24 protein-coding genes and 1 other annotated feature (1 of these 25 only partly in view) are annotated in these 21,152 nt (G+C 38.0%); of the genes, 17 read left to right on the top strand and 7 right to left on the bottom strand.

What is annotated here, in order from left to right; genetic code table 11:
• Positions 1-64: a binding site (T-box leader), on the top strand (it extends 171 nt beyond the left edge of the window).
• A gap of 60 nt (positions 65-124) precedes the next feature.
• Positions 125-2,542, top strand: a complete 2,418-nt coding sequence (gene leuS, locus LKW28_RS13790) for a leucine--tRNA ligase (RefSeq protein WP_229140955.1) — start codon at positions 125-127, stop codon at positions 2,540-2,542.
• 220 nt (positions 2,543-2,762) lie between these two features.
• Here leuS and LKW28_RS13785 read toward each other — a convergent pair whose 3' ends face one another.
• Positions 2,763-3,818: a M42 family metallopeptidase gene (locus LKW28_RS13785; protein WP_229140954.1), complete on the bottom strand. Its 1,056-nt coding sequence runs from the start codon at positions 3,816-3,818 to the stop codon at positions 2,763-2,765.
• A 150-nt stretch (positions 3,819-3,968) separates the two neighbouring features.
• Between LKW28_RS13785 and LKW28_RS13780 the strand changes: the two genes are divergently transcribed.
• The 3 genes from LKW28_RS13780 to LKW28_RS13770 all read left to right on the top strand — a co-directional run bounded on the left by LKW28_RS13780 (position 3,969) and on the right by LKW28_RS13770 (position 5,256).
• The gene (locus tag LKW28_RS13780; protein ID WP_229140953.1) at positions 3,969-4,268 is read left to right on the top strand and encodes a rhodanese-like domain-containing protein; all 300 of its coding nucleotides are present in this window, start codon (positions 3,969-3,971) and stop codon (positions 4,266-4,268) included.
• 158 nt (positions 4,269-4,426) lie between these two features.
• Positions 4,427-4,960 (top strand): hypothetical protein, encoded by a 534-nt coding sequence (locus LKW28_RS13775; RefSeq protein WP_229140952.1) that lies wholly within the window; start codon positions 4,427-4,429, stop codon positions 4,958-4,960.
• Positions 4,961-5,070: 110 nt separating this feature from the next.
• Positions 5,071-5,256: a sporulation protein Cse60 gene (locus LKW28_RS13770; RefSeq protein ID WP_229140951.1), complete on the top strand. Its 186-nt coding sequence runs from the start codon at positions 5,071-5,073 to the stop codon at positions 5,254-5,256.
• A gap of 33 nt (positions 5,257-5,289) precedes the next feature.
• Here the strand turns inward: LKW28_RS13770 and LKW28_RS13765 are convergent, their stop codons facing one another.
• Complete coding sequence (locus LKW28_RS13765; RefSeq protein WP_229140950.1) at positions 5,290-6,555, bottom strand: NAD(P)/FAD-dependent oxidoreductase; 1,266 nt, start codon at positions 6,553-6,555, stop codon at positions 5,290-5,292.
• Positions 6,556-6,572: 17 nt separating this feature from the next.
• Positions 6,573-6,965 (bottom strand): thiol-disulfide oxidoreductase DCC family protein, encoded by a 393-nt coding sequence (locus LKW28_RS13760; RefSeq protein WP_229140949.1) that lies wholly within the window; start codon positions 6,963-6,965, stop codon positions 6,573-6,575.
• A 217-nt stretch (positions 6,966-7,182) separates the two neighbouring features.
• Here LKW28_RS13760 and LKW28_RS13755 point away from each other — a divergent pair, with 217 nt between their 5' ends.
• A complete protein-coding gene (locus LKW28_RS13755; RefSeq protein WP_229140948.1) occupies positions 7,183-8,820 on the top strand; it encodes a putative polysaccharide biosynthesis protein in 1,638 nt (545 codons plus the stop codon).
• Positions 8,821-8,892: 72 nt separating this feature from the next.
• On the opposite strand, the gene LKW28_RS13750 is transcribed toward LKW28_RS13755, so the two are convergent.
• Positions 8,893-9,096 (bottom strand): hypothetical protein, encoded by a 204-nt coding sequence (locus LKW28_RS13750; RefSeq protein ID WP_229140947.1) that lies wholly within the window; start codon positions 9,094-9,096, stop codon positions 8,893-8,895.
• Between the two features lie 124 nt (positions 9,097-9,220).
• Here LKW28_RS13750 and LKW28_RS13745 point away from each other — a divergent pair, with 124 nt between their 5' ends.
• Positions 9,221-9,940 carry a pseudouridine synthase gene (locus LKW28_RS13745; protein WP_229140946.1) on the top strand — a complete coding sequence of 240 codons (720 nt, stop codon included), beginning with the start codon at positions 9,221-9,223 and terminating at the stop codon, positions 9,938-9,940.
• A gap of 127 nt (positions 9,941-10,067) precedes the next feature.
• Here LKW28_RS13745 and LKW28_RS13740 read toward each other — a convergent pair whose 3' ends face one another.
• Positions 10,068-10,286 carry a DeoR family transcriptional regulator gene (locus tag LKW28_RS13740; protein ID WP_010678476.1) on the bottom strand — a complete coding sequence of 73 codons (219 nt, stop codon included), beginning with the start codon at positions 10,284-10,286 and terminating at the stop codon, positions 10,068-10,070.
• A gap of 359 nt (positions 10,287-10,645) precedes the next feature.
• Here LKW28_RS13740 and LKW28_RS13735 point away from each other — a divergent pair, with 359 nt between their 5' ends.
• The 9 genes from LKW28_RS13735 (at position 10,646) to LKW28_RS13695 (ending at position 18,698) form a co-directional block, all read left to right on the top strand.
• Positions 10,646-11,368 carry an ABC transporter ATP-binding protein gene (locus LKW28_RS13735; protein WP_229140945.1) on the top strand — a complete coding sequence of 241 codons (723 nt, stop codon included), beginning with the start codon at positions 10,646-10,648 and terminating at the stop codon, positions 11,366-11,368.
• Positions 11,361-12,503, top strand: coding sequence for an ABC transporter permease (locus LKW28_RS13730; RefSeq protein WP_229140944.1), 1,143 nt, complete (start codon positions 11,361-11,363; stop codon positions 12,501-12,503). Before LKW28_RS13735 ends, LKW28_RS13730 begins: the two co-directional genes overlap by 8 nt.
• A 191-nt stretch (positions 12,504-12,694) precedes the next feature.
• Positions 12,695-14,104 carry a dipeptidase PepV gene (gene pepV, locus LKW28_RS13725; RefSeq protein ID WP_229140943.1) on the top strand — a complete coding sequence of 470 codons (1,410 nt, stop codon included), beginning with the start codon at positions 12,695-12,697 and terminating at the stop codon, positions 14,102-14,104.
• 182 nt (positions 14,105-14,286) lie between these two features.
• The gene (gene thpR / locus LKW28_RS13720; RefSeq protein WP_229140942.1) at positions 14,287-14,856 is read left to right on the top strand and encodes an RNA 2',3'-cyclic phosphodiesterase; all 570 of its coding nucleotides are present in this window, start codon (positions 14,287-14,289) and stop codon (positions 14,854-14,856) included.
• A 15-nt stretch (positions 14,857-14,871) separates the two neighbouring features.
• Positions 14,872-15,261 carry a CidA/LrgA family protein gene (locus tag LKW28_RS13715; protein ID WP_229140941.1) on the top strand — a complete coding sequence of 130 codons (390 nt, stop codon included), beginning with the start codon at positions 14,872-14,874 and terminating at the stop codon, positions 15,259-15,261.
• Entirely contained in the window at positions 15,258-15,944 is a 687-nt protein-coding gene (locus LKW28_RS13710; protein ID WP_229140940.1) for an LrgB family protein, read from the top strand. Before LKW28_RS13715 ends, LKW28_RS13710 begins: the two co-directional genes overlap by 4 nt.
• 15 nt (positions 15,945-15,959) lie before the next feature.
• Entirely contained in the window at positions 15,960-16,703 is a 744-nt protein-coding gene (locus LKW28_RS13705; protein WP_229140939.1) for an NERD domain-containing protein, read from the top strand.
• A 92-nt stretch (positions 16,704-16,795) separates the two neighbouring features.
• Positions 16,796-17,731: a diacylglycerol/lipid kinase family protein gene (locus tag LKW28_RS13700; RefSeq protein ID WP_229140938.1), complete on the top strand. Its 936-nt coding sequence runs from the start codon at positions 16,796-16,798 to the stop codon at positions 17,729-17,731.
• 175 nt (positions 17,732-17,906) lie between these two features.
• Entirely contained in the window at positions 17,907-18,698 is a 792-nt protein-coding gene (locus tag LKW28_RS13695; protein ID WP_229141111.1) for a phosphotransferase family protein, read from the top strand.
• On the opposite strand, the gene LKW28_RS13690 is transcribed toward LKW28_RS13695, so the two are convergent.
• Positions 18,693-18,971, bottom strand: a complete 279-nt coding sequence (locus LKW28_RS13690; RefSeq protein WP_229140937.1) for a YtzH-like family protein — start codon at positions 18,969-18,971, stop codon at positions 18,693-18,695. The genes LKW28_RS13695 and LKW28_RS13690 overlap by 6 nt on opposite strands.
• 191 nt (positions 18,972-19,162) lie before the next feature.
• Between LKW28_RS13690 and trmB the strand changes: the two genes are divergently transcribed.
• On the top strand, positions 19,163-19,807 hold the full coding sequence (gene trmB, locus LKW28_RS13685; RefSeq protein WP_229140936.1) for a tRNA (guanosine(46)-N7)-methyltransferase TrmB: 645 nt from the start codon (positions 19,163-19,165) through the stop codon (positions 19,805-19,807).
• 103 nt (positions 19,808-19,910) lie between these two features.
• Complete coding sequence (locus LKW28_RS13680; protein ID WP_229140935.1) at positions 19,911-20,756, top strand: YtnP family quorum-quenching lactonase; 846 nt, start codon at positions 19,911-19,913, stop codon at positions 20,754-20,756.
• A gap of 39 nt (positions 20,757-20,795) precedes the next feature.
• Here the strand turns inward: LKW28_RS13680 and LKW28_RS13675 are convergent, their stop codons facing one another.
• Positions 20,796-21,104 (bottom strand): PepSY domain-containing protein, encoded by a 309-nt coding sequence (locus LKW28_RS13675; protein ID WP_229140934.1) that lies wholly within the window; start codon positions 21,102-21,104, stop codon positions 20,796-20,798.
• Positions 21,105-21,152 lie beyond the last annotated feature (48 nt).

Genomic DNA, 21,152 nt, shown 5'->3' with positions numbered 1-21,152 from the left:
TGCAGAATTTTGTCACTAATGTGGGTGGTACCGCGGGAAGAATACATATCCTCTCGTCCCTTTTGGGATGAGGGGTTTTTTGTTTTTTTATAAGTTTATAAGGATTATTTAAGGAGGCAGTCTTATGAGTTTTAATCACCAACAGATCGAGAAAAAATGGCAGCAGCACTGGGAACAGAACAAGACATTTAAGACAACTGAAGACAAAGGGAAGCGTAAATTTTATGCGCTAGACATGTTTCCATATCCTTCGGGTGCAGGACTACATGTTGGTCACCCGGAAGGATATACGGCTACGGATATTTTAGCAAGAATGAAGAGAATGCAAGGGTACAATGTTCTACATCCAATGGGATGGGATGCTTTCGGGTTACCAGCTGAGCAATACGCGCTGGATACTGGAAACGACCCTGCTGAATTCACTGAGAAAAATATCAATACTTTCCGCCGTCAAATTAAGGAACTTGGATTTTCATATGATTGGGATCGTGAAGTGAACACAACTGACCCATCTTACTATAAATGGACACAATGGATTTTCACAAAGCTATTTGAAAAAGGGTTAGCATATGTTGATGAAATCCCTGTAAACTGGTGTCCCGCATTAGGAACAGTACTTGCAAACGAAGAAGTAATCGATGGAAAAAGTGAACGTGGAGGCCATCCTGTCGAAAGACGCCCAATGAGACAATGGGTACTCAAAATTACGGCATATGCTGAGCGTTTACTTGAAGATTTAGAAGAACTAGATTGGCCAGAGAGCTTAAAGGAGATGCAGCGTAACTGGATTGGCCGTTCTGAAGGAGCACATGTCACATTTGCCATTGATGGCCATGATGAAACGTTCACTGTTTTCACAACTCGTCCGGATACGTTATTTGGTGCTACTTATGCAGTACTTGCTCCTGAGCATCCATTTGTTGATAAAATCACAACTCCTGAACAAAAAGAAGCAGTTGCTGCTTACTTAGATAAAATCAAGAGTAAGAGTGATCTTGAGCGTACAGATCTAGCAAAAGATAAAACAGGAGTATTTACAGGGGCATACGCGATTAATCCTGTGAACCAGGAAAAAATGCCAATCTGGATTGCCGATTATGTCCTAATGAGTTATGGAACAGGTGCGATTATGGCAGTTCCAGCCCATGATGAGCGTGACTATGAATTTGCCGTGAAATTTGAATTACCGATTAAAGAAGTCGTTGCTGGCGGAGATGTTTCTAAAGAAGCATATACTGGCGATGGAGAGCATGTTAATTCAGATTTCCTAGATGGATTAAATAAAGAAGAAGCCATTACGAAAATGATTGCTTGGCTCGAAGAAAATAAGCTTGGTAAAAAAGAAATTACCTACAAGCTGCGTGACTGGTTATTCAGCCGTCAGCGTTATTGGGGAGAACCGATCCCAGTCATTCAATGGGAAGATGGAACAATGACTACCGTTCCAGTGGAGGAGCTTCCACTTATGCTTCCAAAAACAACTGAAATTAAGCCTTCAGGCACTGGTGAATCACCACTAGCAAATATAACGGAATGGGTAAATGTGGTTGACGAGAAGACGGGTAAAAAAGGTCGTCGTGAGACAAACACAATGCCACAATGGGCAGGCAGCTGCTGGTACTATTTACGTTATATCGATCCGCATAATGAAGAAGCTTTAGCAGATCCGGAAAAATTAAAAGAATGGTTGCCAGTTGATATTTATATCGGTGGGGCAGAGCATGCGGTACTTCACTTGTTATACGCAAGATTCTGGCACAAGGTATTATACGATATTGGCGTCGTTACAACAAAGGAACCATTCCAAAAGCTTTTCAACCAAGGAATGATTCTTGGGGAAGGCAACGAAAAAATGAGTAAGTCTAAAGGAAATGTTGTAAATCCTGATGACATTATTGATTCTCATGGTGCAGATACTCTTCGCTTGTATGAAATGTTCATGGGACCATTAGATGCTTCCATCGCTTGGTCAACAAATGGCCTTGATGGTTCTCGTCGTTTCTTGGATCGAATTTGGCGCTTACTTGTCGATGACAATGGCAAAATCTCACCAAAAGTAAAAGCCGATTCAAACGATACTTCACTTGAGCGTGTGTATCACCAAACAGTGAAAAAAGTGACAGAGGATTACGAAGCTCTACATTTTAACACTGCGATCTCACAATTAATGGTGTTCATCAATGATGCATATAAGGCATCTGAATTACCAAAGCCATTCATTGAAGGATTTGTAAAACTTCTTTCTCCAGTAGTTCCGCATCTTGCTGAAGAGCTTTGGGAGAAGCTTGGAAATACAGGGTCAATTGCTTATGAATCATGGCCGGCATTTGATGAAGCTAAATTAGTGGAGTCTGAAATTGAGATTGTTATTCAAGTGAACGGAAAAGTAAAAGCGAAGCTTCATGTTCCAGCAGACGCTTCGAAAGAAGTACTTGAACAAATCGCAATGGGTGCAGACCCAATCAAAGAACAAATCGAAGGCAAAACAGTTCGTAAAGTCATTGCGGTACCAGGAAAGCTTGTAAATATTGTAGCGAATTAATAAGTGTAGTCCCTCACATTTTGTGGGGGCTATTTTTTTGGTTAGTTATTTCCAACATTCTTAGAATACTGTCACTAATCCGGAAATACTGTCACTAAATCAGAAATACAGTCAATAACTCAAATTTACTGTCGTTATTTTAAAAATACTATCACTAACAAAAAAATTGACATCTTTTTTTCACAAAAAGAGGATACCCCTTTGGAGTATCCTACTTAATTCATTCAACCATTTCAGACTGCAGGTAATGATAAATGAGTTTTGTCGTATTTTCAATTGAATCCTTATGTGTACGTTCAAATGCGTGAGAAGAGTCGATTCCAGGACCGATTAATCCATGGATAATATCATGTCCAGAACGAATCGCAGCAGATGCATCAGAGCCATAATAAGGGTAGATGTCTAACTTATACCCGATCTCATGCTTTTCAGCTAGCTGGAACAGCTTTTTGCGTAATGCATAATGATAGGGCCCACTTGCGTCTTTTACGCAGATTGAAACCGTATATTCATCCGTTGATTGACCATCACCCATTGCCCCCATATCAACCGCTAGATACTCTACAGTTTCAGGGGTGATATTGGAGTTACCACCATAGCCGATTTCCTCATTATTTGAAATAAGAAAATGAGTTGTATATGGAAGTTCAATTTTTTCAGCTTTGACTTGTTTGATTAATTGTAGCAGAATCCCCACACTTGCTTTGTCATCCAAATGGCGTGACTTAATAAAACCGTTTCCGGTAACCTCTACGCGTGGATCAAATGAAACAAAGTCACCAACCTCAATTCCAAGCGCTCGAACCTCGTCCGCATTTTTGACTTTTTCATCGATACGGACTTCCATATTTTCTTGGTTACGCTCAGCTTTACCTGCATCCTTGTATACATGAACAGATTGCTGATGCATCAGGATTGTACCCGTATAGAAACTTCCGGTTGAAGTCTCGATTCGGCAATATTCGCCTTCGATGGAGTTATACTTAAAACCGCCGATAAGATCGAGCTTTAAGCGGCCACTTGGCTTGATTTCTTTCACAATAGCTCCTAATGTATCAACATGGGCAGTGAGCATACGGTGCTTTTGTGTGTCTTTTCCAGGAAGTGTAGCGATTAAACCACCTTTGCGATTTCTGTATGTATCCACGTTTGCTTCTGCAAGAAGCTTTTCTACATATGTAATGACTTCATTTGTGTTTCCAGATGGACTTGGAATCGAAACGAGTTCTTTTATAAGTTGAATGGTTTCGTCAGTATTCGGATATGCCAACTTCATTTCCCCCTTGATTTTAAGCTAGTTATAGCATACTCCTTTTTATAGTGAAATTCTAGTTTCACAAAACATGAAAAATCAAGGTTTGCAAAATTGTATTCCGTATTTTGTCTTTGTTATAATGGTCGAGACGAACGTGAAAGGATGAAGCTAATGATTGAAGAAATCACAACAGACGAACTGAAACAAAAGCTTGAGAATGGTGAAAAATTAGAGCTTGTCGATGTTCGTGAAGATGAGGAAGTAGCAGGGGGCATGATTCCTGGTGCAAAGCATATAAAAATGATGGAAATTCCTAATAACCTTGATTATTTTGATAAAGATACAGAATACATCATTATTTGCCGGTCCGGTGGCAGAAGCTTCAATGTCTGCGCGTATCTGGATGACCAAGGCTACAAAGTCCGTAACATGGTCGGTGGCATGATGAATTGGACGGGTGAAACGGAATAACATAACAGAACCTTAGCGTGAATTCTCATACGAATTCACGTTTTTTATTTTGTTAAACAACAATTATGTATTAAAGATGAATAATAATTTATTGAATAACAATAAAATTTCAGGTAAAATATTATCATGTTATAAATGAAAGGGTTAAGGAGGAAAAAATGACACTTTTTTTACTGCTCGGCATTTTGTTATTAATTATTGTAGGGATGAATCGAAATAAATTAATGAATTTTAGCGGTCCCAATAATCGGCTAGTCAAAAAGCTATCAAGCTATTGGTGGTTCCAAAACCCATGGCTTAGCGGGTTATTTTTATTTGTATTAAATGCAGTTTTATTTGGAACAACTTTACTCATACTTTATGGATCAGGTTTTTTAATGATTCCTTACATCCATTTATTGATTATGGTGGGGGCTGTTATTTTAAGTTTGGTTTTATGGTTTATTTTTTTAAATGCATGGTATGGTGGTAAGAAGGGGCGGATTATAAGAGGGTTTATCGGGAGCAGCTTTTATTTAATACTCACGCTTGTTTTTACCTACATGATTGTAACGCTTGAACCACAATTTCTAGGAGACGATACATTTATGGCATTTATCGGTCTCGTCATGGGCATTACAGTTACATTAGTAGCTTTTATAACTTGCTTCTTATTTACAGGATTGTTTGAAAGAAAAGAAGTTCATTATTGATTCCTTCACTGCAACCTTTAGGATTCATGATCCACAAAAGAATTAAAAAACCTAGATTATAAGCTTAACATTCTAAAACTCTGTCAATACTAGTGATGGAGGTGGAGTGTATGGCGTTAAAAGTGAAGATTTTTGATGAAGAACATGAAGAAGATTTAGAGCATAAGATGAATCGATTTTTTGAAAAAGTGGATGAACATGATGTTGTAGAGGTAAAATTCCAAGTTGGGGTTTCCTGTGACCAAGACGATGAGCAAATTTTTTGTTTCTCTGCGATGATTATATATAGAGCCTAGCCCACAATTTCTAGGGGGTTAGGCTCTGCACTTTTATAGGGTTGCTTGTATTCCTGCGTTTTCTCCGGCTAATCTTCCTGTCACTAAGGCTGATGTGATATTATAGCCCCCCGTATATCCGTGAATATCAAGGATTTCCCCGCAGAAAAAGAGTCCCTTCATGAACTTTGATTCCATTTCCTTTGGGTGAATTTCTTTTATTGAAACGCCGCCACCTGTTACAAATGCTTTTTCGATTGGCAGTGTCCCATTAACTGTGAACTGAAATTGTTTGCAATCCTTAGCGAACGCACGTATGCTGTCATGAGACAAATTTGCATTTGTAACCTGCGGGTCGATCTCATTTTTCTCTACTAGAAATAGGAGATACCGTTCTGGTAAAAACCCTTTAACGATATTTTTAAAAGCTTTCTTTGGCTCTTCTTTTGTTAGTTTTACTATTTGCTGAAAGATTTGTTCCTCGTTCATTGATGGAATGGCATCAATACTTATAACTACACGGTCTACTTTAAACTTCTTCATTGTTTTTACAACAAATTGACTACAACGCAAAACAGCGGGACCTGAAATGCCAAAATGCGTAAACAGCATGTCCATTTGATGGGTGATTACTGTTTTTCCTTTTGGATTTAAGACACTAACTGCAACGTCACGTAATGCTAAACCCTGTAAGGTTTTATTTTTGATGAATTCCTCGTCAGATGTAACTGGAACTTCTGTTGGAAAAAGATCTGTGATGGTATGACCGGCCGCTTCTGCCCAAGCATACCCATCACCGGTCGATCCTGTTTGCGGAACAGATTTCCCGCCGACTGCAACCACGATACAGTTCGCTTCTGCGTATTGACCATTTCTTAAATGAACACCTGCAACATGCCCATCTTTATATTCAAGCTTCGCAACAGGCGTGTTTGATTCGATATGAACATCTAAAGCGTTGAGTCTCGTTAACAAAGCATCAACGACAGATTGGGCTTTATTGGTTGTTGGAAACATTCTGCCGTGATCCTCTTCCTTAAGTTGAATCCCTAATTTTTCAAAGAAAGAAATTATGTCTTCATTATTAAAAACAGAAAATGCACTATATAAAAAGCGTCCGTTTCCTGGAATATGCTTAATGATTTCATCAATTGGGAGCCGGTTTGTGACATTACAGCGCCCTCCGCCTGAAATCGCAAGCTTTCTTCCAAGCTTATTCCCTTTATCTAAAAGAAGAACCTTCGCCCCTTGCTCACCAGCGGCAATCGCAGCCATTAAGCCCGAAGGCCCCCCTCCAATTACAACTACATCATACTGCAAATAAAACACTCCTTACGTCAATCTAAAAATCGTTTACGAACCTCTGGAGGAGGAAGCACACAGCTTTCCTGCTTTCCAAACCATTTATAACGATTATTGGCAATTACATGATAAAATATATCCCGAATTGGTGCTGGAATAAATCTAAATAGATAAAGTATGCGGTAGGGGCCTTTCAGATTCCGACAAACCCTAAGCGCAGCACTTGATTTTGTGAAATAACGATCATCTTCAATTAATACAAAACTGTTCATGTTCTCGGGAATACTGTATCTTTTCAACAATGCCTTTCCAGCTTCTCCTTGAAGAGATGCAAAACGGTATATTTGTTGAGAATCTCGTTTCAGAATAAATTGCACACTGCTGTTGCAAAAATTACAAACGCCATCAAACAAGATTATATGAGTCATGGCTTACACACTCCTATTGTTTCCTTATCTATATCATATCATGGGAATGGTGCACGGAATATCATTGAATTTCAAATCCAACAAGTCTAAACTATACATGACAAAGCGGATAATGACAATGTGTCATGAAATAGACAAAAAATTGCAGGTTAATAATTTTTATAAATGTGATAAACTTGATTAGTTAGTCTTCAAAAATTAAGATTGGGGATTTAATATGTCAGATTCGAATTCGAAATTACTGCGCGGGACGTTTGTCTTAACTCTTGCTACATATACTTCTAGAATACTTGGAATGATCTATGTTTTTCCTTTCGTTTATTTAGTTGGAAAAATTGGTTCTGCCCTTTATTCATACGGATATGCGCAATATACAATCTTTTTATTTATATCAACAGCGGGAATTCCAGCTGCTGTATCTAAATTTGTTTCGAAATATAATTCACTGGGTGATTATCATACTGGGATGAGAATGTATAGATCTGGGCTTATTGTAATGGGACTTACCGGTCTATTAGGCTTTACAATCCTCAATTTACTTGCACCGATTATTGCACCAATTGTTCTCGGTGGAGGAGGAGAGGCAGGAAATACGGTTGAAGATGTTACATATGTCATTCGAATGGTAAGTTTTGCGTTACTCGTTGTTCCAATTATGAGTATTCAACGAGGATTTTTCCAAGGGCATCAATCAATGGGACCGACTGCTGTTTCACAGGTGGTGGAACAGGTTGTCCGAATTCTATTTGTTCTTGCTGCTACCTTTATTGTGATGAATGTTATTAATGGTGAAAGAGTCTTTGCGGTCGGATTAGCCACATTCGGGGCATTTATCGGAGCACTTGGCGGACTCGTGATACTTCTTTGGTATTGGTTTAAACGAAAACCATATTTAAACGAAATGCTTGCAAAAAGTCGTCCGCAAACGGAAATGACCACAACAGAAATGTTCAAAGAGCTCTTTTCCTATGCAGGTCCATTTGTCTTAGTGGGATTAGCGATTCCTCTTTATCAATACGTTGATCAATTAACTTTTAACCGAACGATGATGGAAAACGGAATCGGTAAGGATGTATCAGAAGGTTTATTCTCATATGTAACATTTATGGTTCCAAAATTGGTTATGATTCCTGTGTCTTTAGCCACGGCATTTAGCTTAACACTTGTTCCAACGATTACAAATTCGTTTACATCTGGTGATTTTAAATTGCTAAGAAGCCAAATCGATAAGACTTTTCAAATTTGTGTCCTGTTAGTTTTACCGGCAGTTGTTGGTTTATCAGCCTTAGCTTATCCTGCCTTCAATGCGTTATTTGAAATGAGTGAAGCGGGTGGCAGAATTTTACGATGGTATGCGCCGGTTGCGATTCTCTTTTCATTTTATTCGATTTCAGCAGCTATTTTACAAGGTATTAATAAGCAGAAATTTGCGGTTGTGAGCTTGTTTATGGGACTTATTCTTAAAATGAGTTTCAACAGTCTGTTTATTACCTGGTTTGGTGAGATTGGTTCGGTTCTTGCAACTGCTTTAGGTTACACAGTAGCCATTGCGTATTGCTTCTGGATGATTTCAAGACATGCCGGATACAGTTATTCGTTGTTTGCAAGAAGGTCGCTATTAATGGCTATTTTTGCGACAGTGATGGCATTGGCGATTTTCTTGATTGAATGGCTATTATCCTTTATTGTTGGTTACGAGAATGGCAGGGTTCAGTCGGTCTTTGTTTTATTAGTTGGGGTGGCTTTTGGTGCTGTTACGTACCTATTTTTAGCATATCGTTCGCGCCTGTTGGAGGTTCTAATTGGCAATCGGTTTGGATTTTTATCAAGGAATAGACAAAAGGCTGAGCAATAAGTGCCAGCCTTTTTTTTTCTAATGTGAGAGGTTCGGTTATTCATTCCCGGGAGTTAGAAGGTAATTAATGTGTTAGCCTTGGAAAGTGCCAAATCCTAAACGGCGCTCAATGCGGTCTACACGGCGGTCTAAACGATCAATCTGATTTTCTAGTCTTTGCATTTGGCGCTCGAGGCGCTCAATACGACGGTCTACGTTTCCGCCGCCACCTCCTGGAAACCCAGGAAATCCAGGGAAAAAGCCCTGTGGTTGTTGACGATAATCATAATAATACATAGTGGTATCGCTCCTTATCTTTTTAAATTACAGTAACAGTCTATGTAATAAGGGCGTTTGTGCAATGAATAAAACGCCTATTCTTATAAAGATGGGTGTTGGCATAGGTAAAGGAGGAATTGCAATGCGAATTGATAAATTACTTGCTAATCGGGGCTTCGGAAGTCGTAAAGAGGTTAAAAGCTTATTAAAATCAGGAGCCGTTCAAATCAATGGGGTTCCGGTTAAGGATTCGAGTAAGCATGTAAAAGTCGAATCAGATACGGTCACCGTTCATGGTGAAGTGATTGATTATAAGGAATTCATCTACTTAATGTTGAATAAACCTCAAGGGGTCATTTCCGCAACGGAGGATAATCTTCATGATACAGTCTTGGATCTGCTGGAAATGGAAGATACGGTCTACAAGCCTTTTCCTGTGGGGCGCTTGGACAAGGATACGGAAGGGTTGCTGCTTTTAACGAATGATGGGCAACTTGCACATCAATTGCTTTCTCCCAAAAAACATGTTCCAAAAACGTATTTAGCCATTATTGAAGGCGAGGTAACTGCCACGGATGTAGAAGCATTTCGAAACGGGGTAACTCTTGATGATGGTTATGAAACGATGCCAGCTGAGCTTACAATTATAAGCAGTGGCTTACGTTCTGAAATTGAAGTCATAATCGAAGAGGGAAAATTCCATCAAGTAAAACGAATGTTTGAAGCAGTCGGTAAGCGAGTTATCTATTTGAAAAGAATGAAAATGGGACCATTGCCACTAGATGAAACACTCGAGCTTGGTGAATATCGCGAGCTCACCAATGAAGAAATAATGCTATTAAAAAATCATACAAAAAATTAACAAGGGCTGTCTTGGTGTAACAGCCCCTTTTTTATCGAAATCTAATTTCTCCATATGTATCTGTATGAATAGGCCTTCTATTGTAAAGTTATCTGTTGCCTTCTAAATAAGCCCCAAATGTATGTTGCTACGATATTTTGACTTTCTTCTTTGTAATGGTCCATTTTCCTCGGCTCGGGCTGCGAACCAAATCATTATATGCTAACACATTCAAATCACGTTGAATGGTTCTTGATGTAATTCCAAATTCATCCACAAGCTCCTGTGTCGTTACAGTCCCTTTTTCGTTAATAAACATGTAGACTGATTTGATACGAGTTAACATACGGTTTGTTGAAGGCTTCAAAAAACCACTCCTTATCATTTTTGTACATGATCAACATGCCTCAGTCGTACCTTTTAATTGATATCCAAAAATAACTATTTGTAACGGGTTTTCATATTTCAAGCAAATAATCGTATATATATGTCCATATCACCTCATTATTTTGTCTAGGTGCGTTTGCTATATATATATATAGTTGTATCTGAATAGTATGACTATTTCTACATAAAATTTCAAAAATCAACATTATACTTCTATTATAATCATAAATTATTTCTACTATTCTGTTTTTTACATTTTTATTACATTTTCATAAAGCTTGCCCAAAATACGGAAACCTTTTTCTGGAATATTCGTATGTAGTGGTGGAGGGATTATTTATGCAGCAGACATTATTGGAAGTCTTAATACAGAATTCAGGCTATGAAGAAAATAATAAAATTATAGAAGACCTTTCGTTTTCAATTAACCAAGGGGAAATCGTTGGACTTATTGGACCAAATGGTGCTGGGAAAAGTACAACGATCAAAACAATTCTTGGATTATTAGAAAACACCAATGGAAAAATTGATTTTATCAATAACCATACATATGCGTATATTCCGGAGAGACCGATATTTTACGATGAATTGACTTTATGGGAGCACCTCGATTTGGCAGCTGGGGTAATGGAGATTGATGATGCTCACTTTAATGAAAGGGCGATGAAATTAGTTAACCTTTTCCATATGGAAAAAGTGATTCATAAGCTTCCAAGTACGTTTTCTAAAGGGATGCAGCAGAAGGTTATGCTTATTACGGCTTTTCTCATAAAACCGGATATATATATTATTGATGAACCATTTGTTGGTTTAGACCCGATGGCCATGCAGGATTTTTTAACGCTTATTGAGTTGGAAAAACAGCGTGGTGCGGGAATCTTAATGAGTACACATGTGCTTGATACAGCAGAAAAAGTATGTGATCGTTTCCTGCTGGTAGCAGGAGGTAAGCTTAAAGCTCAGGGAAATCTTCAGGACATCCAAGTGAAGGCAAATCTCCATGAAGGCTCACTCCTCCATTGTTTTAATCAAATTGTTCAGGGTGTGTCTTTACATGAATAAAAGTCTTTTTAAAACTCGTTTTCGTAAGGAAGTAGCCTATCAGTGGGGAGTATTTAGAAGTGTAGTAGACTGGACGATTTTTCTATATTTATTTATTCCTGTCATTGTGATTGGCGGTTACCATTACTATACATGGTGGTCCGACATTCCGGGTTGGTTTAATGGCTTTCCACTTTCATTTATATTTGGTTTACTATATTTGTTTTGCTGGCAAGGCAGGATTCGGACGTTTTTAGAGGAAGCGGACCAATTATTTTTATTGCAAAAACGTTCTTTTATTGTAGCTTTAAAGAAATGGACTAGAAATCTTTATGTGACTGGATATAGTGCTGGAATCCTATTTCTAATAGCCATTTTGATACCCTTTTTCTTAAATCAATACAATTTGACCTTGAGTGAAATTCTTGGATTATCGATTTATTTTATCAGCTTAAAGGCACTTATTCTTGGCTGGAAACAGTACTTAGATGGCATTGTTTCAACGTGGAAAAAGGGGTTTTACACAATTCTGCTTTTTATTGGATTTTGGGCTTTCTCCATAACATTAGTCATTTGGGCTCTTGATACCTCTGTCCTATTTCTATTGATCATCAGTATCTTACAATGGCTTTTATTTTTATTGAACTCTTCTAAAAGAATAAATAGGCTTACAACATTTTCAACCGATGTGGAGATAGAGAAACAGGCAAAGCTTGTATATGTAAAAAGTATTTTTGCCTTTTCCGAATACGTGGAAAAAGTACCGAGCCAAAAGAAAAGAAGTCCTCTCTTTTATCGAAACTCTAAACGAATCTATAAAAAACGCAATCGTAAGAAGAGTTTGCAAGAATTATGTATGAAAGTATTTTTCCGCAACAGAACGTATTTGTTTCAATGTTTTCAAATCACAAGTATTACAACGGTAGCATTGCTGGTCATTCCCCCGATTTGGATCAAATGTCTAATCTTTTTTGGCTTTATAATCATACTTAGAATGTGGGTAAAGAATGTTTGTAATCGGATGTTGTCAAACCATTTTATCGTGAACGTAAGAAAAGATGATATTATTCGGATTCAGGCGGAACACTATATTGTGAATTTCATTTCGTTTCCTGTAATATCAATAGTGGGACTAGTACTAATTTTATTCAGCTGAAGTCCGTTACTTTTATGGTGGTTTGTTGAATGTATTAAAAGTGAAGGTCACCCTTGGCTGAATAAAATTAAAGCCTCCGGCGGATGCCACGATTTTTCAAAGGTAGTTTTTCGAGTCAAGCTCGAAAAAAATCGGGCGCAAATACGCCAAGGCGTATTTGATTTAGTGATTATTTTGTAAGGAGAATTCAGATGGAACAGATCAACTGGATAGAAGAAATAGAAAAACGTAAAGATCAATTAATAAAAGATACTCAGGATTTCTTGAAAATAAAAAGTGTCCTTGATGAAGAAAACGGTACTCCGACTGCACCTTTTGGAGCAGGAATTGATGAGGCACTTCACTATTTATTGGACAAAGGAAGTGAGGATGGTTTTACCTCTAAAAACCTTGATGGGTATGCGGGGCATCTCGAAATGGGCTCCGGCGAGGAATTAATCGGGATATTATGTCACATCGATGTTGTACCAGAAGGAGATGGCTGGTCCAGTGATCCATATGGTGCAGAAATTCATGACGGGAAACTCATTGCAAGGGGTTCATTAGACGATAAAGGACCAACAATGGCTGCATATTACGCGATGAAAATCATTAAGGAATTAAATCTTCCTCTTTCCAAGCGTGTTCGAATGATAATTGGAACGGATGAAGAAAGTGATTGGCGTTGTGTTGACCATTATTTCAAACATGAAGAAATGCCAACAATGGGCTTTGCGCCAGATGCAGATTTTCCAATCATTTATGCTGAAAAAGGAATTGCGGATTTTGATCTTGTTCAAAAATCTCAAGCCACTTCAGATGGCGTGCTTCGCTTAGAGTCATTTACTTCTGGCAGACGCTATAACATGGTTCCGGATTTTGCCGAGGCTAAGCTTGAAGGGAATGGTAATCTTCTAGCAATGGTCAATGATTTTCAGGAGTTTATAGACAAAAACTCATTAATGGGTCGCGGCATTTGTGATGAGGATACTGTAATTTTTCAACTAGAAGGGGTATCCGCACATGGAATGGAGCCAGATCATGGGAAAAATGCAGGCCTGTATTTGGCAACCTTTTTACTAGGTTATTCATTAGATGAAAAAGCAAAGCATTATTTAAGTTTTGTAAATGAATATTTTGTAGGTGATTCAAGGGGGAAAAATCTTGGTGTGGCTTACAGCGATGATATTACTGGAGATTTAACCATCAATGTTGGAAAGCTTTCTTATACCATAGAAGAAGGTGGGCGACTTGGGTTAAACCTGCGTTACCCAGTAACAAATGAAATGGATGGTACAAAAAAGAAAATTGAAGATATATGTGAGGGAACTGGTTTCGAACTTGTGAATTACAGCAATTCGGCACCACATCATGTGGATAAGCATCATCCACTGATTCAAACACTGCAAAAAGTATATGAAGAACAGACAGGCGAAGAAGCGACTTTAGTGTCAATTGGTGGAGGTACTTATGCAAGATCATTAGAAGCAGGTGTTGCCTTTGGACCATTGTTCCCAGGCCGACCTGATGTTGCCCACCAAAAGGACGAATTTATATTAGTGGATGACCTAGTGAAAGCAACCGCCATCTACGCTCAAGCCATATATGAATTAGCAAAATAAAATAGGAAGTTAGTGGCCTGCCAAGGATGGCGGGCTTTTCTGCTGGATTTTGCTAACGCTAGTTCCAGCCTAAGTTTCCCTTTCCAATAAAGTTTGCTAAAATAATTGAATAACAAATGTCAATCAAACTCGCCATGGTGTATTTGAGAACTACTACTAATAAAGTTAAAAGGGGCTTTCACATGGAGCATCAAACCCATTATTTTCTGGCGCTGGCACTTCCTGCCGAAACAAAAGAGCTGTTATCAAAATGGAGAGAATTGCTGGAACCAAGGCTGCCGTTTAAGTCTTGGATTCATCCAGAGGATTTGCATATAACGCTTGCTTTTTTAGGAGGGCAGGCATCTTTTAATCAGATAACTGCAATCAAAAGGCAAATGCCTGACATTGCCAAGCAGCACGAAAAATTTACGCTGCAATTAAATGGACTAGGAACGTTTGGAAAATCAGATTCTCCACGTATTTTATGGGCGGGAGTAGAGGTTAGCGAATCTTTACATGCGCTAAGAAACGATGTTTATGAAGCGTGCACAGACTTTGGCTTTTCACTTGATAAGCGGCCGTTTTCTCCGCATATCACAATGGCGAGGAAATGGAAATCGGATCGCCCATTTTTGCCGTCACAATTAACGGATATCGTACAGCCTAATGAAGATAAATCTGTTTTTAAAGCTGAGCACTTTGTGTTATATCAAACCCACCTGAACCGAACACCAAAGTATCAGCCGCTTTCTATTTTTTCACTGAGTTAAGAAGGGGAATAGTCAATGAGATCTGTTAAGATTTGTATTCAAATCGCAATCTTATATCTAATCTATTGGGTGGGAACCTTGATAAAGGGGCTTTTACACACATCCATACCGGGAAGTATTATCGGAATGATTTTATTGTTTTTATTATTACAAACAAAAATGATCAAAGAAAAATGGTTAGGGGAGGGGGCACAATTTTTACTCACCTATTTAGCACTTCTCTTTGTGCCGGCAACTGTTGGGATTATAGACTACCTGCCCTATTTTAATGGGGGGGGCATTATTACGGTAGCCATTGTGTTAGTGAGTACATTTCTTGTCATGTTTATTTCAGGTATAGTTGGTGAAAAAATGGCGACCAGGAAAAAGCAAAGCAAGAATATGGGGGAGGAATACGGAGCATGAATATTGTTTTTACAATAGCTTCCATCGTTTGTACGATTGTTATTTTCCTTATGATGACAAGGTTGTATAAACGAATTACTCACCCGTTACTAGTGCCGATTGCGACAACAACATTTGTCATACTAGTCTTCTTACTCATTTTCTCGATACCATATGAAACATATATGTTTGGCGGCAAATGGATTGATGAGCTACTTGGTCCTGCTGTTGTCGCATTAGCCTATCCTTTATATCAAAATCGCAAATCGTTACAAGAGTTTTTCATGCCAATTATCATAGGTGTCTTTGCAGGTTCAACGATCGGGATTGCGACGGGGTTTTATTTTTCAAAGGTATTAGCAATCGATCCTAAAATTATCCTTTCAATTGCCCCAAAATCTGTGACGACACCGGTTGCAATGGATATCGCAAGTGTCACAGGTGGAGTTCCAGCGCTTGCAGCTGTGTATGTGATGATAGCTGGAATATCAGGTGCCATGTTTGGTCCATTGCTTTTAAAAATGGTGAAGGTCGATCATTTTGTAGGAGTTGGTTTAGGCTTTGGGACTGCGTCACATGGAATTGGTACTTCTAGAGCGCTGGAAATAGGAACACATGAAGGGGCAATAAGCTCAATCGCAATGATCTTAAGCGCCGTTTATACGTCGATCATGTTGCCGGTGTTGGTTTCTCTTTTTTTATAATGGGGTGTTATAGAGTTGGGACAATTAATAAAACTGCAGGATTATGTTTCTCGATATGAGGTTGATATGTTTCGGTATCCCGGACAGTTTATCCGCCAAAAAAAACGACAATGGGATAAGACAATAGAAAAAAGACCAGACACTAGAGATGAAAGCAAGCAGCAATTTCTTGACTATATATTTGAATTTCAGATGAAGTGGGCAAGTTCAACGGTTCGCGAAAAATCGTATGTAGACAAGGTGTTTTATCGTGATCCGAATTTAAAATATTTTCTTCAACGATTTCCAGATACCTACCTTGTCCTATATAGACCAATCTTTAAATTGAAAAATGCACCTATTGAGGCGGAAATCATAATCATTAGCCCGACAGCAACCTGGCTTATTACGATCTTGGAGGGCAAAGAAAACAGTGTGTTTTTAGGCTCAAATGAACGGTTTTGGACTGAAAAAAGCGGGAGTCATGATAAAAAAGTGTTATCACCGTTGATTGAACTTGATCGAATGGATGGAATTATCCGAACGATTTATTCTTTATATGGGATCGACCTGCCTATCCGAAAGGTGATTTTGAATCGAACTGGTTACTTTGACTTTCCACTCGTTCCTTATGATGTAGAATTAGTTGAAAAGAGAAATTATGAAGAGTGGTTTTCTTCTTTAAGAAATATGAGTTCTCCATTAAAACATATGCAATTAAAGGCAGGCAATGCGTTACTGCAATACTGTCAGACAATCTGTGTTCGCAGAATGGATTAGGGTGCAAGTTGTGCCCTTTTTTAGTTATTGCTAACTTCTATAAAATAAAATACTATTAAAGCATGAATGTCGAATTGTCTAGAGGATAAACTATGAAACTATTAATTTTTATTGTTAATCAAAAGGCAGGGAATGGAAATGGGTTAAAGGTTTGGAACAAGCTTAAGGAAGAGCTTGAAAAGAAAAAAATCTATTATCGCTCATTCTTCACAAAATACCCAAATCATGCGCAGGAATTGGCGCGTCAAATAGGTTCTATGTTTGATGAGAAAATTGATGCCGTTGTCGCGGTTGGTGGGGATGGAACGATCAATGAGGTTGTGAGCGGCATGGTACATTATCCAAACGTAAAAGTCGCCTATATCCCTGCCGGTTCTGGAAATGATTTTTCAAGAGGATTTAAAGTTGCAAAGTCGCCAATAGACGCACTTTCCTTTATCCTTCGAAACAGGGCAAGTAAGGGAAAATTGTTTGATATGGGAAAATGCAAAGTTGGAGGTAAATCGAGTAGCTCATATTTTGTGAGCAGCTTAGGCACTGGCTTTGATGCAGCAGTTTCGAAGCTAACAAATGAATCGAAAATGAAGAAGTATTTAAATAAAATTCATTTGGGTTCCTTAGCCTATGTGGGTGCTCTAGTCCGCCTTCTATTTACCTATCGCCTTACAAATGTATCGTTACACATAGATGGAAAAGACTTTCAATATGAGAATGTTTGGTTTGTTACAATATCGAATCAACCTTATTATGGCGGGGGGATGAAAATAGCCCCAAAAGCTAACACAACGGACGGTTTCTTTGATATAACCGTCGTTTATAATCTTTCAAGGATCAAACTTTTATTCATATTTGTAACGGTGTTTTTAGGAGCTCATACAAAGTTTAAGGAAATTGCCCAGCATAAAGGGGCAAGCATTAAGGTTGAGTCGGATCAGAAAATGTTAGTGCATGTTGATGGTGAATTAATTGGCCAAAACCCTGTACAGGTGGAGGTCCAACATCGAAAACTCCTCCTTTTGGTAAAATAGTCCAGTTGGTAATACTTTCTAGAGTTATTTTACCTATTTTTTAAACCCTAATTGCTACTTTTTCTTGACTTTAATTGTAAATGAACGCTAAAATTTAGTAAGATAGCTATTGTTATATAGATCATCAATAGCTGTCTTTTTTATTGTCTATAATATAGGAAATGTTGTGTTGAAATTGGAGATAAACTGGCTTACATACGTATTAGGCAACGAGTGGGAATTCTCCCCGGCGGGTGGTGCAACGGGAGACGCGTATTTTGCCCAATTAAATGATAAAAAGATATTTCTAAAGAGAAATTCATCCCCTTTTCTGGCTGTTCTTTCGGCAGAGGGTATTGTACCGAAGTTAATTTGGACAAAACGCCTGGAAAATGGCGATGTTGTGACTGCACAACAATGGTTAAGTGGCAGAGAACTCAAACCAGCGGACATGAATGGTGAAAATGTAGCAGGTTTGCTAAAAAAAATTCACCAGTCAAATGAACTTTTAGAAATGCTAAGACGTTTAGGAAAGAAGCCCATAGAAGCTAGGGATGTTTTGCAAGATGTTGTCCAGAAATTACATCCTGATCTATTAAAAATCAATATTGTAAACAGAGCAATCAAGTTCTTAGAGCAAGAACAGGATTATATTAAAACAGACCATACCGTTGTTTGCCATTCAGATGTCAATCATAATAATTGGTTATTATCAGACGATGATGACGAGCTCTACTTAATTGATTGGGATGGAGCAATGATTGCAGATCCGGCTGTTGATATCGGGATGCTCCTGCATTGGTACATAAAAAAAGAAGACTGGCCAAAATGGATCAGTCTTTACGGAATGGAATTAACGGATCATTTACTTCTCCGTATGAAATGGTATGTGGTTGCACAATCCTTGAATCTCTTAGCTTTGTACCAGTTAAAAAAGAAGGATAAAGAAGTTCTTCATTGGCTTCAATATTTAGAGAAGTTATTATGAGTATTGATCAATATCAGATATCCACTGACTGATTTGATTTTGGTGGGATTCAATATGGTTATCAAGATGCTGGGTATATTGACCTTGTTGACTATAAGAATAGACGTCGGTTAATACCTGTTTTACACTTTGGTCAATATTTGGATTTGCAATTAGAGATTGAATTAATCTGCCTAATTGCTCACATTCAGAAACGGTACCACAGCAATCCATCTGATGATTGGACAATATATCCTTTAAAATATCCATTTGGTGTGTATGATCTAGAGGCATTTTAAAACACTTCCTTTTTGATGTTGTCTATATACTACATTTCCATGAAACACTTCTTTTTATACGGCGTAAAACTGGAAACTCACCAATTGGTGGGTTTCTTTTATGGAATATAAATCAAATAGAGCCTTGCACGAATGGTAAGGACATGTTATTCTTTTGTGCGATACAATGTAAATGAGGTGGCAATCATGCGTTTACGCAATAAACCGTGGGCAAAGGAAAAATTAGCGTCATACCCACAATACGTAATTGAAAATCCAGTTGAACAAAAAGGAAACTGGAATCAAATTTTTGGAAACAATAATCCGATTCATATAGAAGTAGGTACCGGAAAAGGCAGATTTGTAACGGAAATGGCAAAAGCTCATCCTGAAATTAATTATATAGGGATCGAAGTATATGAGAGTGTAATCGTCTCAGCTTTAGACCTTGTGATTGAGGCAGAAATTCCCAATATCAAATTATTAAATCAAAATGCCGTTAACCTTAGGGACTTTTTTGAAAAAGGTGAAATAGACAGGGTATATCTGAATTTTAGCGATCCTTGGCCAAAAACAAGACATGATAAACGCCGATTAACCTACAAAACGTTTCTTAAAATGTATGAAGACATTCTGGTTGATGGGGGAGAAATCCATTTTAAAACTGATAATCGCGGGTTATTTGAATATTCCCTAAGAAGTTTTTCTGAATATGGTCTCCTGTTAACATTTGTAAGTCTTGACTTGCATAAATCTGATTTCGAAGGAAATATCATGACGGAGTATGAAGAAAAGTTTTCTGAAATGGGTCATCCCATTTATCGCTCTGAAGTTCGCTATCAGAATAAGTAAAGCTGTATTTTTCCATAAGCCATTGGGTTTATGGTTTTTTTGTTTTATAAATATTCTTAATAATGATAAAATGAATCCATATTGAGTGAGGGGTGGGAAAAGAATGGAGCAGCTTACAATTGGTGATATTACCCTTACTTGGCTTAATGGGGGAGTTACAAATTTAGATGGAGGAGCTATGTTTGGCGTTGTCCCAAAACCATTATGGTCAAGAAAATATCCGCATAATGAAAAAAATCAAATCGAGCTTCGAACAGATCCAATCCTTGTCAAAGCAGGCACAAAAAATATTCTAATTGAATCTGGGATTGGCAATGGGAAACTAACGGATAAACTAAAACGAAATTTTGGGGTTCAAGAGGAATCTTCTATTGATCAATCACTGGCGGAACTAGGACTTACAACACGCGATATTGACATGGTCCTAATGACTCATCTTCATTTTGATCATGCTTGTGGTCTTACGAAATGGGATCATGATCAGTTGGTTCCTACATTTGAGAATGCTGTCATTTATGCATCTAATGTTGAATGGGAAGAAATGAGAAATCCAAATATCCGTTCAAAATCCACATACTGGAAGGAAAATTGGGAAGCAATCGAACATCAAGTGAAGACTTTCGAGGAAAAGCTTGAAGTTACCGAAGGAATTACGATGATACATACAGGTGGGCATAGTGCAGGACATTCCATCCTATTAGTTGAAAGCCAAAATGAACGGGCCATCCATATGGCCGATATCATGCCAACACATGCACATCAAAATGTGTTGTGGGTAATGGCGTATGATGATTATCCGATGACATCCATTGAACAAAAGCAGAAATGGATGGGTGAAGGACTTGAAAAAGAAGCGTGGTATGTTTTTTATCATGATGCCTATTATCGAGCAATTAAATGGAATCAAGCCGGAGAAATGATTGATTCCTTAAAAAAGGTACGTGAATAAAAAAATAGCCTATAAGAATTATCTTATAAGCTGAATTCCTTATAACGGGTTCACCTCTAATATGGAACCTGTTTTTGCATCCATTACGAATTCGTATTGGTGGCTTTCCTGATTTATTTTACGGGAAATGCCACCTTTGTATACTTGATACTGAATTCCTGATTTTGAGTAATCTTCAGGATTCATTTGAATCCAGGAACCATCAATGGGTCCATTTTTTTTAAAAGCGTCTTTTGCTAATTTTAAGGCCTTATCACCGGGAATCGTACTGTCACTTAATGCTTCTTTTAAGAGAAGAGCACTTGCAAAACCGACACCAAAACCAAGTAAAAACTTATTCCAGCTCATATTATCCCTCCTAAACGAACTTAATTCCTATTTACAAGTATAACTGAT

Source organism: Bacillus sp. REN16 (assembly GCF_020731355.1).
Taxonomy (GTDB): Bacteria; Bacillota; Bacilli; order Bacillales; family Bacillaceae_L; genus Ferdinandcohnia.
The sequence above is the reverse complement of the archived record's forward strand: the minus strand, read 5'-3'. Positions and strand labels throughout refer to the sequence as shown.

Bases quoted from the DNA above. Each gene is read 5' to 3' on its own strand.
- leuS (WP_229140955.1), top strand. From the start codon at position 125: ATGAGTTTTAATCACCAACAGATCGAGAAAAAATGGCAGCAGCACTGG.
- LKW28_RS13785 (WP_229140954.1), bottom strand. From the start codon at position 3,818: ATGAAGTTGGCATATCCGAATACTGACGAAACCATTCAACTTATAAAA.
- LKW28_RS13780 (WP_229140953.1), top strand. From the start codon at position 3,969: ATGATTGAAGAAATCACAACAGACGAACTGAAACAAAAGCTTGAGAAT.
- LKW28_RS13775 (WP_229140952.1), top strand. From the start codon at position 4,427: ATGACACTTTTTTTACTGCTCGGCATTTTGTTATTAATTATTGTAGGG.
- LKW28_RS13770 (WP_229140951.1), top strand. From the start codon at position 5,071: ATGGCGTTAAAAGTGAAGATTTTTGATGAAGAACATGAAGAAGATTTA.
- LKW28_RS13760 (WP_229140949.1), bottom strand. From the start codon at position 6,965: ATGACTCATATAATCTTGTTTGATGGCGTTTGTAATTTTTGCAACAGC.
- LKW28_RS13755 (WP_229140948.1), top strand. From the start codon at position 7,183: ATGTCAGATTCGAATTCGAAATTACTGCGCGGGACGTTTGTCTTAACT.
- LKW28_RS13750 (WP_229140947.1), bottom strand. From the start codon at position 9,096: ATGTATTATTATGATTATCGTCAACAACCACAGGGCTTTTTCCCTGGA.
- LKW28_RS13745 (WP_229140946.1), top strand. From the start codon at position 9,221: ATGCGAATTGATAAATTACTTGCTAATCGGGGCTTCGGAAGTCGTAAA.
- LKW28_RS13735 (WP_229140945.1), top strand. From the start codon at position 10,646: ATGCAGCAGACATTATTGGAAGTCTTAATACAGAATTCAGGCTATGAA.
- LKW28_RS13730 (WP_229140944.1), top strand. From the start codon at position 11,361: ATGAATAAAAGTCTTTTTAAAACTCGTTTTCGTAAGGAAGTAGCCTAT.
- pepV (WP_229140943.1), top strand. From the start codon at position 12,695: ATGGAACAGATCAACTGGATAGAAGAAATAGAAAAACGTAAAGATCAA.
- thpR (WP_229140942.1), top strand. From the start codon at position 14,287: ATGGAGCATCAAACCCATTATTTTCTGGCGCTGGCACTTCCTGCCGAA.
- LKW28_RS13715 (WP_229140941.1), top strand. From the start codon at position 14,872: ATGAGATCTGTTAAGATTTGTATTCAAATCGCAATCTTATATCTAATC.
- LKW28_RS13710 (WP_229140940.1), top strand. From the start codon at position 15,258: ATGAATATTGTTTTTACAATAGCTTCCATCGTTTGTACGATTGTTATT.
- LKW28_RS13700 (WP_229140938.1), top strand. From the start codon at position 16,796: ATGAAACTATTAATTTTTATTGTTAATCAAAAGGCAGGGAATGGAAAT.
- LKW28_RS13690 (WP_229140937.1), bottom strand. From the start codon at position 18,971: ATGCCTCTAGATCATACACACCAAATGGATATTTTAAAGGATATATTG.
- trmB (WP_229140936.1), top strand. From the start codon at position 19,163: ATGCGTTTACGCAATAAACCGTGGGCAAAGGAAAAATTAGCGTCATAC.
- LKW28_RS13680 (WP_229140935.1), top strand. From the start codon at position 19,911: ATGGAGCAGCTTACAATTGGTGATATTACCCTTACTTGGCTTAATGGG.
- LKW28_RS13675 (WP_229140934.1), bottom strand. From the start codon at position 21,104: ATGAGCTGGAATAAGTTTTTACTTGGTTTTGGTGTCGGTTTTGCAAGT.